Genomic DNA, 14,586 nt, shown 5'->3' with positions numbered 1-14,586 from the left:
ATAAAGTATTTCCCGTTCGACTTGCATGTGTTAAGCACGCCGCCAGCGTTCATCCTGAGCCAGGATCAAACTCTCTGTAAAAGTGTTTGATGCACTCAAGACAACCAACTAGCTTAGTTATCTCTCGTCATTACTGTTATAAAAAGTTCATTCATTTGAATGATGATTCGTTAAGAATTTTCGAGAATCGTATGTGTTTCACTGTTTAGTTATCAAGGTTGTTTGTCTGTCATCTCTTTGCGACAGCTTGTTTACTTTACCATATCTTCCAAATCTTGTCAAGCACTTTTTTCAAAAGTTTTTGAGATTTTCAAGATTCTGTCTAAAGTTGTTGTTTTCTGTCGTTCTGTTCAAGCGACTTGGTTACTTTATCATAAGTTCAGTCATTTGTCAACAGTTAATTCGAATTTTCTGAAAACCATTTTATTTTTCAGCATTTCAGAAGCAATTCCTTGCGACAGCTTGTTTACTATACCACTGCCGCAAGGAATCGTCAAGCACTTTTTACAAAAAAATCCATATTTTTTTACAGGTTATCATTGCTTACTTTTTCAAGTATTATTTTTCTATATATTTTTACAAATGTAAACATAAAACCTATTTACTCATAATATACCGAATCGCCTCCTGAATCTGTCTCACATACACCAGCTTAATCCCATCAGCTTTTTCCACCGAGCTTCTGCACACTTCCGGCAGGATCACGGTGTCAAATCCCAGCTTTTTCGCCTCCTGCACTCTCTGCCCCGCCATACTTACGGCACGTACTTCTCCACTAAGTCCAATTTCACCAAAAGCCATCAATTTGTCTGGAATTACAATATCCTTCATGCTGGATGCAATTGCCAGGCAGATTCCAAGATCAATCGCCGGTTCTGTCATCTTCATCCCTCCGGCAATATTTACATAGGCGTCAGAAGAAGCAAGATGAAGCCCAACTTTCTTCTCCAATACAGCCATGAGAAGATTGACCCTGTTAAAATCCGTTCCCACAGCAGTCCTTCTTGGAATACCAAAATTACTCTCACAAACCAATGCCTGAATTTCCACAAGGATCGGGCGTGTTCCCTCCATAGAACATGCCACAACACACCCTGACGCGTTCTCAGGACGTCCCTCTAAAAGATACTCCGAAGGGTTTGAAACTTCTTCAAGACCAGTCCCCTGCATTTCAAAAACGCCAATTTCATTGGTAGAACCAAATCGATTCTTCACCGCACGCAGAATCCGATAGGAAGCATGTCTGTCTCCCTCAAAATAAAGCACTGTGTCAACCATATGTTCCAGCACTCTCGGACCTGCCACATTGCCCTCCTTGGTCACATGACCAACAATGAAAATCGTTATTCCAAGACCTTTTGCAATCTGCATCAGTACATTCGTAGACTCTCTTACCTGGGAAACGCTCCCCGGTGCAGAACCAATCTCCTCATCAAACATAGTCTGAATAGAGTCCACAATAGCTACATCTGGTTTCTTTCGTTCCATTACTTCTCGTACAGTATCCAGATTGGTCTCACATAAAAGCTGAAGGTTTTCGTTGAAAGTACCGATACGGTTAGCACGAAGTTTGATCTGACGCAAAGACTCCTCACCGGAAATATAGAGGACAGAATTTCCATTCTCAGCCAGATTCCGGCACACCTGTAAAAGAAGGGTAGATTTTCCGATACCCGGATCTCCCCCCACAAGAACCAAAGACCCGGGGACAATGCCGCCCCCGAGTACTCTGTCAAGTTCCCCTATTTTCGTTGTCTGACGTTCATCCTCTTTCAGACTGATCTCCTTCAGAATCACCGGTTCAGACTGCTGCCTGGAAACGGACTTACCGCCTCCTGATGCCTTTTTCCCTGTGGATACAGGTTCTTCCGCAAAAGAATTCCAGGCCTTACATCCAGGGCACTGTCCCATCCATTTCGAGGATTCGTAACCGCACTCCTGGCAAAAATATACCATTTTTTTGTTTTTTAGCATTTTACAATTTTTACATCAACAGCTGAGCCATTTCCAAGCTCTACGCTGAAAGAAAGCTTTCCGCCAAGGTTAGTCTCCATTTTACCTGTACTTGCTCCGTCAAGATATACCTCATACTGTGCTTCTGCTTCAAGTTCTACAGTAATCTGTGCATCCTCCGGTCCCTCTACGCGAAAACTCATCTGGTTTCCGTCCTGTGCAAGATTGAATACAGCGGTACCTGGTACGGACTCATATACAAACATACCGTTGCGTTCCAGCTTGGTGATCTCCTTGAATGTTTTTACTTTATACATATCTCCCTGATGTGGGTAATCAGAAACCTTTGATTTCTGGTTCTTCTCATAATCTCCAAAGCTGATGGTACCATTTTCCTCTGTACGGATCAGTTCCTTTACTACTGCCATGATGCTTGTCCTCCCTAAGACTCTTTCGTTATGTTCTCCGGCGGATTTCTCCTCGCCAGATCCTTTTCACCGGTTTCCCCGATGTTGTACATATTATATAATAAAACTTTTTTCTTTGCCAGTCCCTTACATAAAATTTATAGTAATTTTAGAATATTACTGGTTACTGTTCAAACCTAATATTACTTCACAATAAAACGAATTTCTTTATTTCTATACTGTACCTGCACGATGTCTCCCCGCTTGATCTTGCCCTCCAGGAGCTCATTTGCCAGCCGGTCTTCTATCTTGGACTGAATGACCCGGCGAAGAGGTCTTGCACCGTATTTAGCATCAAATCCAGCTTCTGCAATATAATCTACTGCAGAATTCGTCACATTCAGATGAATATCCATCTGTTCCTCGCAACGTTTTTCCAGTGATTTCAGGAGCAGGAGTACAATCTTACGGATTTCCTCCTTATTCAAGGTGTGGAATACCATAATCTCGTCAATTCGATTCAGGAATTCCGGTTTGAAAAGACGGCGCACTTCTTCCATAACGCCGGATTTCATTTTTTCATAATCCTTTTTCTCATCTTTCTGGGAAATAAAACCAAGCTGCTTCGGTTCTACGATTGCCTGGGCGCCCGCATTGGAAGTCATGATAATGATCGTCTGTTTAAAATCCACTTTTCTTCCGTGGGCATCTGTAATATGTCCGTCATCCAGCACTTGAAGCAAAATGTTAAACACATCCGGATGTGCTTTCTCGATCTCATCAAAAAGAATAACACTGTATGGATTTCTGCGTACTTTTTCACTGAGCTGTCCGCCTTCATCATATCCCACATAGCCTGGCGGAGAACCAATCAGCTTGGAAACACTGTGTTTCTCCATATATTCAGACATGTCTACACGAATCATAGCCTGTTCACTGCCAAACACAGCCTGAGCCAGTGCCTTGGAAAGTTCTGTTTTCCCAACGCCTGTTGGTCCCAGAAACAGGAAAGAACCAATTGGACGGTTCGGATCCTTCAATCCCACACGACCACGTTTTACAGCCTGAGAAACAGCATGCACTGCTTCCTCCTGACCGATCACACGTTTGTGAAGTTCTTTTTCCAATTGAGCAAGACGTCTGGTCTCTCCCTCCGTCAGTCTTTGTACCGGAATTTTGGTCCAGTCGGATACAATCGAGGCTACGGCTTTTTCGTCCACTTTTCCGGATTTTCTCTGATTCTTCTTTTCTTCTTTTACTTGAAGCTGCTCAAGTCTGGCTTCTGCTTCCTTCTGTTTCTCCTGACATTCTTTGGCAAGACTTAAATAACCAGTTTTGATGGCACGCTCTTTCTCCTGAAGGATTTCCTGAATCTCACGGCTTAAATCCTCAATCTCGGAAGAAGCCTGATATCCGGAAAGCTGTACCTTAGAAGCAGCTTCATCAATCAGGTCGATTGCTTTATCCGGAAGAAATCTGTCGTTAATATAACGTACTGACATTTTAACTGCTGCTTCCAAAGCTTCATCTGATATTTCTACTTTATGATGTCTTTCATAGTATGGGCGAAGTCCTTTCAGGATCTCGTAAGCCTCCTCTTCAGAAGGCTCTTCCACGGTGACCGGCTGGAAGCGTCGCTCCAGAGCAGCATCCTTCTCTATATATTTGCGGTACTCTTCCAGAGTGGTCGCACCTATGATCTGCAATTCTCCACGGGAAAGAAATGGCTTCAGAATATTGGATGCGTCAAGGGCTCCTTCTGCTCCGCCAGCTCCAATAATTGTATGAAGCTCATCAATAAACAGAAGAATCCCCTGATTCTCATGTACTTCATCCACGACCTTACGGATACGCTCCTCAAATTCACCTCTGTACTTGCTTCCAGCCACCATTCCAGACAGATCCAACACTACCAGGCGCTTGTCTTTAATCGTCTCCGGAACACTACCTGCAAGAATCCTCTGGGCAAGCCCCTCTGCAATAGCAGTCTTGCCTACCCCGGGTTCGCCTACCAGACATGGATTGTTCTTGGTTCTGCGGCTTAAGATCTGGATCAGTCTGCTGATTTCCTTTTCTCTTCCCACAACAGGATCCAGTTTGCCCTCTGCTGCCATCTGGGTCAGATCACGGCTGTACTGGTCAAGTGCCGGTGTCGGGCTGCCTCCCGGATTTTGCATGGCCTTGGCAGCCTGGAACTCTTCCTGAATAGACTCATTGTCATAGCCCATGGCTCCAAGGACTGCTGCGTAAAGCTTCTGGATATTCACTCCCATCGTATACAAAAGCCGGGTTCCAACACAGTCCGTCTCGCGGAGCATGGCAAGGAGCAAATGCTCCGTTCCTGCCTTCTCACAGCCAGAATTCTGTGCCTCTGCCACGGCACTTTTCAGAACCTTCTCTGTTCTCGGACTGTATGGCGGCTTCATTTCAATCTCAGTTATATTTCCCACTTCTGCCGGAGTTACCAGCTTATCGATCAGTTCCACCAGTTTCTTGCCATCTACCTGAAATTCCTCCAGGACTCTTCCGGCAGTGCCTTCTGTCTCGCTTAAAAGTCCCAGTAAAAGATGTTCTGTACCAATATAGCCCAGTTCAAAATCAATGGCTGCTGCCTTTGCCAGTGTCAGGGCTGTCTGAGCCTGTTTCGTAAATTTATTTCGCATTGATCAATTGTTCCTCCTTACGCTAGTGTACAAACAAGTTGATTTCTCGAACAATCTCGCTTTTATTTCTCATATTCATCCAGAATCTCATCTATAAGACTATGCACTTCTTCCCTGGTCACATTATTGCAGCAGCCCCTTGCCAGCGCAACACGTAAATTCTGCTTCAATTCCTCCATAGCCCTTAACTTATCCACATCCAGACAGATTACTGCGCCTTTTCTTCTGTCAATGGAGACAAATCCTTCCTGGCGTAACAAGGAATAGGCCTTGTTTACAGTATGCATATTAATTCCAATGGTATCCGCAAGCTGTCTGACAGATGGAAGAGGATCTCCTTCCTGCAGCCGGGATGTGGCAATTCCCATAATGATCTGATTCATCAGCTGGGTATAAAGTGCCTCGTCACTCTGGAAATCTATCTCTATTACCATTTTATCCCTCCCTGTAAAAAACAGTGAATATTACAAAACAAAGGGACCGGAGTCATACTGCCCCGGTCTCTTCCTGTCTTTCGTAATAATCACTTCGTCTAAATATAAGCCATCTGCAAAGCTGGCAGCGCTCCCTATTCCTACTGAACCGGTGTCTCAGCTGCCGGTGCTTCTTCTGCCTTTACTTCACCCTCTGATGCCTTAGTCTCCTGAGCTGCTGCCTCAGCAGGCGCACTCTCAGCCGGTGCTGCAGCCGGAGGGATCTCAACACCCAGAATCTTTCCAAGCTGTACTCTGTCAAGAATCAGATTGAATCCCATCGGGTTGATCACAAATGCTTTCGCCTGGTTGATGATGAGACCTGGCAGTTTGGCAAATGGAACCTTGGCTGCCCGAAGCTTCTTGCCTCTTGCAAATTTATCAAATTCCATAACATCTGTAAAAGCCGGCTGAAGAATATCACCCTGTTTGTTCTTAAGATATGGAATGTTAACCTTGGTCGGGTCTTCCGGATCAGTAGCCATAGCTACCAGAAATTCGGATTTCTTAAGATTCACGATCAGCTCTTCTTCCATTTCACGAAGGTTCACAGTGCGCTCCTCTTTCTTAATCGGGCGACGGAGTTCCTGCATAAAATAGATACCCGAAAGCTGAAGAGTGGAATTAAAAAGTGGCTGCTTCTTCGGCTCAAGCTGGCTAAAGTCTGCCTGTCTGGCAATTCTGGTAAGCTCAACCTCAATCTGATTCTCTCCATCAACCCATACTACACTGTTTACACCGATTGCATAAAGTGTGCCATAGAATCTCGGGTAGTCTTTCTTCTCATATTTCATTCCCATAAGAAGAATCTTATCCTCTAATTTCTTCTTGCCAAATGCTTTAATCTCTTCTTCTGTGGCAAATACCCACACCTGATCATTAAAACTCTCCTGATCGCAAATTACATATGGAAGCTTCGTAGCCTGTGAATACGCTACAAAGATTTCGTCTCTTGTCTGTAATTCCTTAATTGCTTCCTGTTCAGTGATTCCCATGTCATTATCCTCTCAGTCCTGGTTTCCTGCTGTCGTATACGAAAATTCTATGAACCTTGTCCTGTCTGGCAGATTTCAAAACATATCGACAAAAACCTAATATAGGTTTTATTTTATAACAAAATTGCAAAAAAGTAAAGTCTAACCGTCAGTGTTTTTATGCAATTTTACCGCGTTCCTGGCATCCACTGATCCGACAAACTTTCTCTTATTTTGTCATAAATTCTACAATCTTATCAAGCTGTGCCAGCTGGTCTTCTTTCAGGGCAGACTTTACCGTTACCGTCTCTTCATAGATTTCCATATCTTTCATACCGGAAAGGATCTCTTTCATCTGCTTACCTGCAGTAGAAGCCCAGGTACCGTTTTCCAGAACTGCCACTTTTCTCTTCTGCAGATTGTGGGCAGCAAGTTCATGAAGCAGGGTTTCCATCTTCGGGAAAAGTCCTGCATTATAAGTCGGGCAGGCAAATACGATTCTGTCACAGCGGAATGCTTCCGCTACCAGATAGGAAGGATCTGTTACAGAAACATCATAAACCTTCACATTCTTCTCCCCTGCATCTGCCAGTCTGCCTGCCAGAACATCAGCTGCATTCTCCGTATTTCCATAAATGGAGGCATACATAACCACAACATTATGATCTTCAGGTGTATAAGTGCTCCATTTCTGATATTTGTCAATAAACCATCCAAGATCCTCTCTCCAAATAGGACCATGAAGTGGGCAGATCATGGCGATATCAAGTGTAAGGGCCTTTTTCAAGGCACTCTGAACCGGTCCGCCGTATTTTCCAACAATATTTACCAGATATCTTCTAGCGTCATCCAGCCACTCTTCTTTAAAATTTACTTCATCTGCAAACACATTTCCATTCAGCGCTCCAAAAGTACCAAAAGCATCTGCGCTGAAAAGCACTTTGTCATATGCATCGTATGTAACCATTGCCTCTGGCCAGTGAACCATGGGGATCATGGCAAACGCAAGAGTATGTTTACCTGTACTGATGGTATCTCCCTCTTTGATCACAACTGCATGAGCATCCACGTCAAAGGTAAAGAACTGTTTCATCATGTTAAAGGTCTTGGCATTTCCCACAACCTTCACTTCCGGGAATCTTCTTACCACCTCTTCCACAATTGCACAATGATCTGGTTCCATATGGTTTACGATCATATAATCCAAAGGTCTGTTTCCAAGAACATGCTCCAGATTTTCAAAAAACTGTCCGCTCACAGACTTGTCAACTGTATCCAGAAGCACGGTCTGCTCATCCAGGATCACATAAGAGTTGTAGGAAACTCCTCTTGGAATCGGGTAAATATTTTCAAAAAGGGCAAGTCTTCTGTCACTTGCACCGATCCAGTATAAATCTTCGTTTACTTTCTTCACATTGTACATAATGGTTCCTCCTAATGCTTTTGCTAAACAAATTTTGCAACACAGAATTCTCTGACTTTTGTATTTTCATCCTGTCAGGACTTCCATAACCAAAAAACAGACAGGAAACACTCTTGTCTCCTGCCTATTTTATACCACTTAATTATACTTCGTCAATTGCTTTTCCAATATCATGGCGCATATATTTATTTGCGAAAGTGATCCACTCTGTTGCCGCATAGGCATTTTTTCTGGCCTCTTTCAGATTGCTGCCTGTGGCTGTGATTCCTACAACACGTCCACCGTTTGTAACGATCTGGCCATCCTTAAACTTGGTTCCGGCATGGAAACAGTAATATCCCTCTTTATCCTTGAAATTCTCAAATCCATACATCGGGATTTCTTTCTCATATTTCACCGGATATCCGTCACTTGCGAGAACTACACAAACAGCGGCATTGTCCTCAAACTGAAGATCGATCTGATCCAGAGTTCCATCAATGCAGGCTTCCATAACTTCTACAATGTCGTTCTTCATACGCGGAAGAACAACCTGGGCTTCCGGATCTCCGAAACGGGCATTGTATTCCAGTACCTTCGGACCATCTGCTGTCAGCATCAGACCAAAGAAAATGATTCCTTTAAATTCTCTTCCTTCAGCAGCCATTGCATCCACAGTTGGCTGATATACATATTTCTTACAGAACTCATCCACCTCTTTTGTGTAGAAAGGACTGGGAGAAAAGGTTCCCATTCCGCCTGTATTTAAGCCCTGGTCACCGTCCTTTGCACGCTTATGATCCTGTGCGGAGGTCATGGTTTTAATTGTTTTTCCATCTACAAAAGAAAGAACGGAAACTTCACGACCAGTCATAAATTCCTCAATAACCATGGTATTTCCGGCGCTTCCAAACTTCTTATCTTCCATGATCTCTTTCACACCAGCTTCTGCTTCCTGAAGATTCTGACAGATCAGAACACCTTTTCCAAGAGCAAGTCCGTCTGCTTTGAGGACGATAGGGAATTTTGCTTCGGTGCGAAGATAAACCAGTGCCTTTTCCGGGTCATCAAAATTCTCGTATGCGGCTGTCGGAATGTTGTATTTCTTCATCAGATCCTTGGAAAATGCCTTGGAGCCTTCCAGGATTGCTGCATTTTTACGAGGTCCGAATACCCGTAAACCGCGGGATTCAAACTCGTCTACTATACCGCCTACCAACGGATCATCCATACCGATGATGGTAAGGTCTATCTGATTTTCCTGAGCAAAATCAGCAAGTTTTTCAAATTCCATAGCACCAATGTTCACGCACTCTGCATACTCTGCAATTCCTGCATTTCCCGGTGCACAGTAAATCTTATCTGCCTTAGGGCTTCTGGATACACTCCATGCGATTGCATGCTCTCTTCCGCCGCTTCCTACGATCAGTACTTTCATAATCTCCTCCTTAATCGCTGATAGTCACAATATGATCTTCTACCGAAATCTTTCCATTGGCAATGAGATTAATTGCTTTCGGAAGGATCTTCCACTCTGCCTTTTCCATTACACTTCTCTGAAGAGACTGTGGGGTATCATCCGGCTCGATTTTTACTGCTTTCTGCAAAATAATAGGGCCGGTATCTGTACCTGTATCCACGAAATGAACAGTAGCACCTGTTACTTTCACGCCTCTTTTTAAGGCAGCTTCATGAACATGAAGTCCATAGTATCCTACGCCGCAAAAGGATGGGATCAGGGATGGATGGATATTGATGATCTTATTTGGAAATGCCTCCACGATCATAGGTGGAATTGCAACCAGATAGCCTGCAAGAACAATCAGTTCTGCTCCGCTTTCCTGCAATTTCTTTAAAAGTGCCTTATGAAATTCTTCACGGTTTTCAAATTCTTTAGGTGAAATACAGACAGCCTCTATACCATGGTTCTTCGCTCTTTCCAGTGCGTAAGCATTTGGATTATTGCTGATCACAAGAGAAACTTCCGCGTTGGTGATCCTGCCGGAATCAATGGCATCCAGGATTGCCTGGAGATTGGTACCGCCTCCTGATACCAGGACAGCAACCTTTAGCATAATGTCACTCCCTTTTCTCCTGCTTCAATACGTCCTACTACGTATGGTGTCTCACCTGCTGCCTTGATTGCTTCCATAGTCTTATCTACATCAGCCGGATCAACTGCCAGAACCATACCAAGTCCCATGTTGTAGGTGTTGTACATCATCTTTTCTTCAATGTCTCCGGTCTTTGCAAGAAGCTTAAAGATCGGAAGTACCGGATAACTGTCTTTCTCGATCACGGCTCTTGTGCCCTCTTTGAGCATACGAGGTACATTCTCATAGAAACCGCCGCCTGTGATATGGCTGCATGCGTGGATCTTAACCCCTGCATCTTTAATGCTCTTAAGAGCTTTTACATAAATCTTGGTTGGTGCGATCAGCGCCTCACCAAGGGTAGTTCCAAGTTCATCATAATATGTGTCCAGAGACTCTTTTGTCATCTCAAACACTTTGCGGACAAGAGAGAAACCATTGCTGTGTACGCCTGAGGAAGCCATTCCGATCAGAACATCTCCGGTATTTAAATTCTCTCCTGTAATCAGGTCTTTTTTATCAACAACACCAACTGCAAATCCAGCCAGGTCATACTCGTCTACCGGATAAAATCCTGGCATCTCAGCAGTTTCGCCGCCGATGAGGGCTGCGCTTGACTGGCTGCAGCCTTCTGCAACACCTTTTACGATCTCAGCAATCTTCTCCGGATAGTTCTTTCCACAGGCAATGTAGTCCAGGAAGAAAAGAGGTTCTCCGCCTGCACATGCAATATCGTTTACACACATTGCCACACAATCGATTCCAACAGTGTCATGTTTGTCCATAATAAATGCCAGTTTCAGCTTGGTTCCAACTCCGTCAGTTCCGGAAACCAGTGTAGGCTCTTCCATATCCTTGAAGCTGTTCATGGAAAAAGCACCTGAGAATCCGCCGATTCCTCCAAGTACTTCTGGTCTCATAGTCTTTGCAATATGCTGTTTCATTAATTCTACTGATTTGTATCCTGCCTCAATATCAACGCCCGCGTTCTTGTAATCCATGCCTTTTTCCTCCCAGAATTTTATGGTTTCTATTATGGTGTTTATTATGGTTTTCATAGAAAGATCCTGCCTCGCAGGATTCTTCACCTGCATCAGCAGAAAAGGTTATTCTGCCCCTGCTGTATAATTCTATTTTGTATAAGCCTTATGTCCCACTTCCTGTAATTTCGCATCCTTGGCTTCGACCTGCTCTTTCAGCTCCTGGCTGTAGGCTTTCAGACGTGCAAGAAGCTCCGGATCGGATGTTGCAAGAATCTTCGCTGCAAGAAGACCAGCATTTGCCCCTCCGTTAATTGCAACAGTTGCTACCGGAATGCCGGATGGCATCTGTACAATGGAATACAGGGAATCTCTTCCCCCAAGTGATGTAGTGTGCATAGGAATTCCGATAACCGGCATCGGGAAAATCGCTGCGCACATTCCTGGTAAATGTGCTGCCATACCGGCACCTGCAATGATGACCTTAAATCCCTTTTCCTCAGCTGTCTTCGCATAATCAAAGAACACGTCCGGCTCTCTGTGTGCGGAGATGATACGCATTTCGTAATCAATCCCAAGTTTCTCCAGAATGTCTGCTGCCTTGCTCATTACCGGCATATCTGAATCACTGCCCATTACAATTCCTACTTTTGGCATAATATTCTCCTCTTTTAGTTATATTTAGAACTACCATTCGCGTAAATTCTACTAAGAATAACATTTTCTGTCAATACGATTGAGGCAAAGAAAAATTTTATAGGGCTAATTAATTTTGCTGTTAGATTTTAAACTTTCCTTTATTCCCCAAAAGGTTTATTCAATTCTTCCGTTCCGGCCAGCACAAATCTGCCATCCTCAATAATCGAAATTTTCTCCCCATTCTTTCCAGGAACACAGATGCTTCCCAATTCATCATAAGGAATGGTAATATCTGTATGACAGCCAAAGTACGCCTTGCTTATATCTTCTTTTCTCAAAATGGAGATTTCATTATCTCTTGCAATGATCTCTTTTCCATCCGGATTGTACACGGCAGTATCCTCAGACCAGCTGTAACAGGTATCACCTACTGCAAAATGAGGTCCCATTTTTTCTGCGATCAGAATAGGCAGCTTATCTGCAATGTTGTATTTCTTCGCAGCTACATAAGCCGTAGTATTCGTTCCGATTGCAAATTCCCCCATTGGAAGTGTTGGATGATGGAACAGGATATTATCCTCAATATATTTTTTATTCTCTTCTTCATTTTCAAAATTCCCGCAGGAATAGGATGTAATTTTTCCATCTTTAAATTCAAGCTTCAGATCACGGAACTGAAGACCTTCCAGATATACCTGGCTTACATGAAGAAGACCGTCTGTTCCGGAAAGGACCGGGGAAGTAAACACTTCACCAACGGGAATATTTACATCCGCTACACAGTTCTCGAAATTGGACTGCTTCGCCGGGTCGGTAAGAGTGTGCAGATGTATCCTGAGATCTGTTTCATTTGCTCCTTTTCCCTTTACAGATACCCATTCTGCAGTATCCAGAGTATCAATAAGGGTCTGCTGGATTTTCTGATAAAGCTGGTAATCCAGGGTGTTGATTTTCACGATCTGGCGGAAAATCTCCTCATAATCACCGCCGATCTCAGGGACCGGATATGCAATAATGGTAAAACTTCTCTCATCACCTTTAATGTAGCGGTTTGTAATCTGTCCAGCTTCATTTTGCATCTCAATTTCCAGCTTCTGCTGGGCATCACTGAACTGCCATGCCTCTTTTACACTCACCGGTGAAAACGGAGCTTCCCCAAATACCTCAATGCAGGCTGGACCAGCGTGAACATACGCCAGCTCCTTATATTTCTCATAGGAAGTCTGCAGGGCACGAAGGCGCTTCTGCACAAAATCCTGATCCAGAAAAAGTGCCCCGTCCTGTCGATGATCATAGTCAAACTGCGGGTTTGCAACAGCGCCTGTATAGCCAATTCTATAAGAGCCGCGCCTGTTTACCGCATGGGTCGGATAGCGATATATAACTGGCTTCAGCCCCATCTCCTCAAACTGAAGAACTGCCGCTTTTACCATACGTTCAAAACCAAGGTTGTAGCGGATATTGACTGTTTTCTTTTTGCTCAGGTCTTTGTGTCCATTTACAAATCCCAAACGGTAGCCCTCTGTATAGGTTCTTGCGCAGGAATCGATTTCTTCCTGGGAAAGACCGTTAAGAAATGCAGCCACTCCAAGTTCATTCTCTGTAATGCATTCTCCAAACAGATACAGGTAACGAAGGTCTGAAAAATCAGAATTCATGATAATTTTTGCCGCAAAATCCAGCTCCGGGTCCACGCACTCTCTAGTGCGGTACTCTATCATATCCTGGCAGTAATCATTTGCATAGGAATTTAAAATCCCCCTCAATTCTTCTTCTGTAGGAATCTCTTCCTGAGCAAAAGCGCCATAAACTTCCAGAAACAGCTCCAGAAGCACAGTTATGTCCCACAGCCTCTTTTCAAAGGCATAGACCACAATACCACGCAGCTCTGCATACAGGAAAGAAAAGTCTTTTCCGTATTCCCCAAGCTTTTCACAGGCATAAACCGGATTTCCGTAACTGTTTTTATAATTTTCCGGAAGGATATCTGCATACAGATCACGATTCAGTTCTTTCCATTCATCTATAGATAAATCAGCCGCATCTGCAAGTTTCCTTGGTTCCCTGGTTTCTCCCAAAAATACAACGCCATCCATAATTTCCACATTTTTTTCAAGAAAAGCAGCTGTTTTCTGGAAAAAGTCCAGATATGGCATCTGTACTGCTTTCTCCTCTTTGATCTCACATACTCTTTCTTTTGCAAGAGCATAACGTTCCATCAGTAATTCGTCCACACGTTTCCCTCACTTTTCATTTTTTTATACGAAGCTATCCGTCACGGCACCGACAGCGCCTGTTTGAATAATTTTTTCCGCGATCAGCACACTTCTTATTCTTTTTTGGACATATCGTCGATCACATGTCCTTTTTCTACATGCTGGTCAATCAATTCCTGCATATATTCCCAGATTTTTGGTGCTCCCTCACCAGTACGGCGGTTTCGTGTGTAAATCTGACTTTTCTTCACGCCATGCTCTACCCAGCTGATTCCATCTGTAGCATTGTTCAGAAAAAGTGGCTGACTGTTGTCCAGCATGTGCGCATATTTGGCCTCTGGTGTTTCATAAGCTTCGAACTCTTCCCAAAGATCATAAAGCCATTTTCCCTGGTCTTCCGGAAGAAGGCCGTAAATGCGCTGTGCAGCAGCTTCTTCTCTTGTATGCTGGGTAGCTCCCCCAACAGCGTCATAAGCATAGGTATCTCCGGCATCAATCTCTACCAGATCGTGAATCAGCACCATAGGAATGACTTTGGAAAGATCAACTTCCTCTGATGCATATTCTTTCAAAAGTACTGCCATAAGTGCCAGGTGCCAGGAATGTTCTGCATCGTTTTCCTTGCGTTTTCCATCCGCCAGATAGGTCTGACGCATAATATTTTTCACTTTATCTGCTTCCAGAATAAAGTCCAATTGCTTTTTTAAACGTTCATCCATATATATTCCCCTTCCCCTGTCTGATCAATTATTATTGCTTTCAAACGGATTTCCACAATACATACGC

At 43.8% G+C, this 14,586-nt stretch carries 12 protein-coding genes and 1 rRNA gene; all 13 read right to left on the bottom strand.

Features of this window, described 5'->3' with window-relative positions; genetic code table 11:
- Window positions 1-81, bottom strand: a 16S ribosomal RNA gene (locus ABHC48_RS14495); the annotation flags it as partial.
- Window positions 82-597: 516 nt separating this feature from the next.
- The gene (gene radA, locus ABHC48_RS14490; protein ID WP_118579011.1) at window positions 598-1,974 is read right to left on the bottom strand and encodes a DNA repair protein RadA; all 1,377 of its coding nucleotides are present in this window, start codon (window positions 1,972-1,974) and stop codon (window positions 598-600) included.
- Window positions 1,968-2,381, bottom strand: coding sequence for an endosialidase (locus ABHC48_RS14485; RefSeq protein WP_118579014.1), 414 nt, complete (start codon window positions 2,379-2,381; stop codon window positions 1,968-1,970). The genes radA and ABHC48_RS14485 overlap by 7 nt, the downstream gene beginning before the upstream one ends.
- Before the next feature lie 182 nt (window positions 2,382-2,563).
- Window positions 2,564-5,023 carry an ATP-dependent Clp protease ATP-binding subunit gene (locus ABHC48_RS14480; protein ID WP_347505740.1) on the bottom strand — a complete coding sequence of 820 codons (2,460 nt, stop codon included), beginning with the start codon at window positions 5,021-5,023 and terminating at the stop codon, window positions 2,564-2,566.
- A gap of 62 nt (window positions 5,024-5,085) precedes the next feature.
- Window positions 5,086-5,457: a GntR family transcriptional regulator gene (locus tag ABHC48_RS14475; protein WP_118579020.1), complete on the bottom strand. Its 372-nt coding sequence runs from the start codon at window positions 5,455-5,457 to the stop codon at window positions 5,086-5,088.
- Window positions 5,458-5,597: 140 nt separating this feature from the next.
- The gene (locus ABHC48_RS14470) at window positions 5,598-6,491 is read right to left on the bottom strand and encodes an SseB family protein (protein ID WP_195477767.1); all 894 of its coding nucleotides are present in this window, start codon (window positions 6,489-6,491) and stop codon (window positions 5,598-5,600) included.
- A 208-nt stretch (window positions 6,492-6,699) separates the two neighbouring features.
- A complete protein-coding gene (locus ABHC48_RS14465) occupies window positions 6,700-7,893 on the bottom strand; it encodes an FprA family A-type flavoprotein (protein WP_173717279.1) in 1,194 nt (397 codons plus the stop codon).
- 142 nt (window positions 7,894-8,035) lie between these two features.
- The gene (gene purD, locus ABHC48_RS14460; protein ID WP_195699888.1) at window positions 8,036-9,310 is read right to left on the bottom strand and encodes a phosphoribosylamine--glycine ligase; all 1,275 of its coding nucleotides are present in this window, start codon (window positions 9,308-9,310) and stop codon (window positions 8,036-8,038) included.
- A 10-nt stretch (window positions 9,311-9,320) separates the two neighbouring features.
- Complete coding sequence (purN, locus tag ABHC48_RS14455) at window positions 9,321-9,947, bottom strand: phosphoribosylglycinamide formyltransferase (protein ID WP_148462742.1); 627 nt, start codon at window positions 9,945-9,947, stop codon at window positions 9,321-9,323.
- On the bottom strand, window positions 9,941-10,966 hold the full coding sequence (gene purM / locus ABHC48_RS14450) for a phosphoribosylformylglycinamidine cyclo-ligase (RefSeq protein ID WP_118579246.1): 1,026 nt from the start codon (window positions 10,964-10,966) through the stop codon (window positions 9,941-9,943). The genes purN and purM overlap by 7 nt, the downstream gene beginning before the upstream one ends.
- A gap of 129 nt (window positions 10,967-11,095) precedes the next feature.
- Window positions 11,096-11,602, bottom strand: coding sequence for a 5-(carboxyamino)imidazole ribonucleotide mutase (gene purE, locus ABHC48_RS14445; protein WP_118579028.1), 507 nt, complete (start codon window positions 11,600-11,602; stop codon window positions 11,096-11,098).
- Between the two features lie 140 nt (window positions 11,603-11,742).
- The gene (locus tag ABHC48_RS14440) at window positions 11,743-13,803 is read right to left on the bottom strand and encodes an aminopeptidase (protein ID WP_195699930.1); all 2,061 of its coding nucleotides are present in this window, start codon (window positions 13,801-13,803) and stop codon (window positions 11,743-11,745) included.
- Window positions 13,804-13,913: 110 nt separating this feature from the next.
- The gene (locus tag ABHC48_RS14435; RefSeq protein WP_195699889.1) at window positions 13,914-14,519 is read right to left on the bottom strand and encodes an HD domain-containing protein; all 606 of its coding nucleotides are present in this window, start codon (window positions 14,517-14,519) and stop codon (window positions 13,914-13,916) included.
- Window positions 14,520-14,586: the final 67 nt, after the last annotated feature.

The organism is Ruminococcus sp. 1001136sp1 (assembly GCF_039841815.1).
Taxonomy (GTDB): Bacteria; Bacillota; Clostridia; order Lachnospirales; family Lachnospiraceae; genus Blautia_A; species Blautia_A faecis.
This window is presented reverse-complemented; position numbering and strand designations above follow the sequence as displayed.

Bases quoted from the DNA above. Each gene is read 5' to 3' on its own strand.
- radA (WP_118579011.1), bottom strand. From the start codon at position 1,974: ATGCTAAAAAACAAAAAAATGGTATATTTTTGCCAGGAGTGCGGTTAC.
- ABHC48_RS14485 (WP_118579014.1), bottom strand. From the start codon at position 2,381: ATGGCAGTAGTAAAGGAACTGATCCGTACAGAGGAAAATGGTACCATC.
- ABHC48_RS14480 (WP_347505740.1), bottom strand. From the start codon at position 5,023: ATGCGAAATAAATTTACGAAACAGGCTCAGACAGCCCTGACACTGGCA.
- ABHC48_RS14475 (WP_118579020.1), bottom strand. From the start codon at position 5,457: ATGGTAATAGAGATAGATTTCCAGAGTGACGAGGCACTTTATACCCAG.
- ABHC48_RS14470 (WP_195477767.1), bottom strand. From the start codon at position 6,491: ATGGGAATCACTGAACAGGAAGCAATTAAGGAATTACAGACAAGAGAC.
- ABHC48_RS14465 (WP_173717279.1), bottom strand. From the start codon at position 7,893: ATGTACAATGTGAAGAAAGTAAACGAAGATTTATACTGGATCGGTGCA.
- purD (WP_195699888.1), bottom strand. From the start codon at position 9,310: ATGAAAGTACTGATCGTAGGAAGCGGCGGAAGAGAGCATGCAATCGCA.
- purN (WP_148462742.1), bottom strand. From the start codon at position 9,947: ATGCTAAAGGTTGCTGTCCTGGTATCAGGAGGCGGTACCAATCTCCAG.
- purM (WP_118579246.1), bottom strand. From the start codon at position 10,966: ATGGATTACAAGAACGCGGGCGTTGATATTGAGGCAGGATACAAATCA.
- purE (WP_118579028.1), bottom strand. From the start codon at position 11,602: ATGCCAAAAGTAGGAATTGTAATGGGCAGTGATTCAGATATGCCGGTA.
- ABHC48_RS14440 (WP_195699930.1), bottom strand. From the start codon at position 13,803: ATGGAACGTTATGCTCTTGCAAAAGAAAGAGTATGTGAGATCAAAGAG.
- ABHC48_RS14435 (WP_195699889.1), bottom strand. From the start codon at position 14,519: ATGGATGAACGTTTAAAAAAGCAATTGGACTTTATTCTGGAAGCAGAT.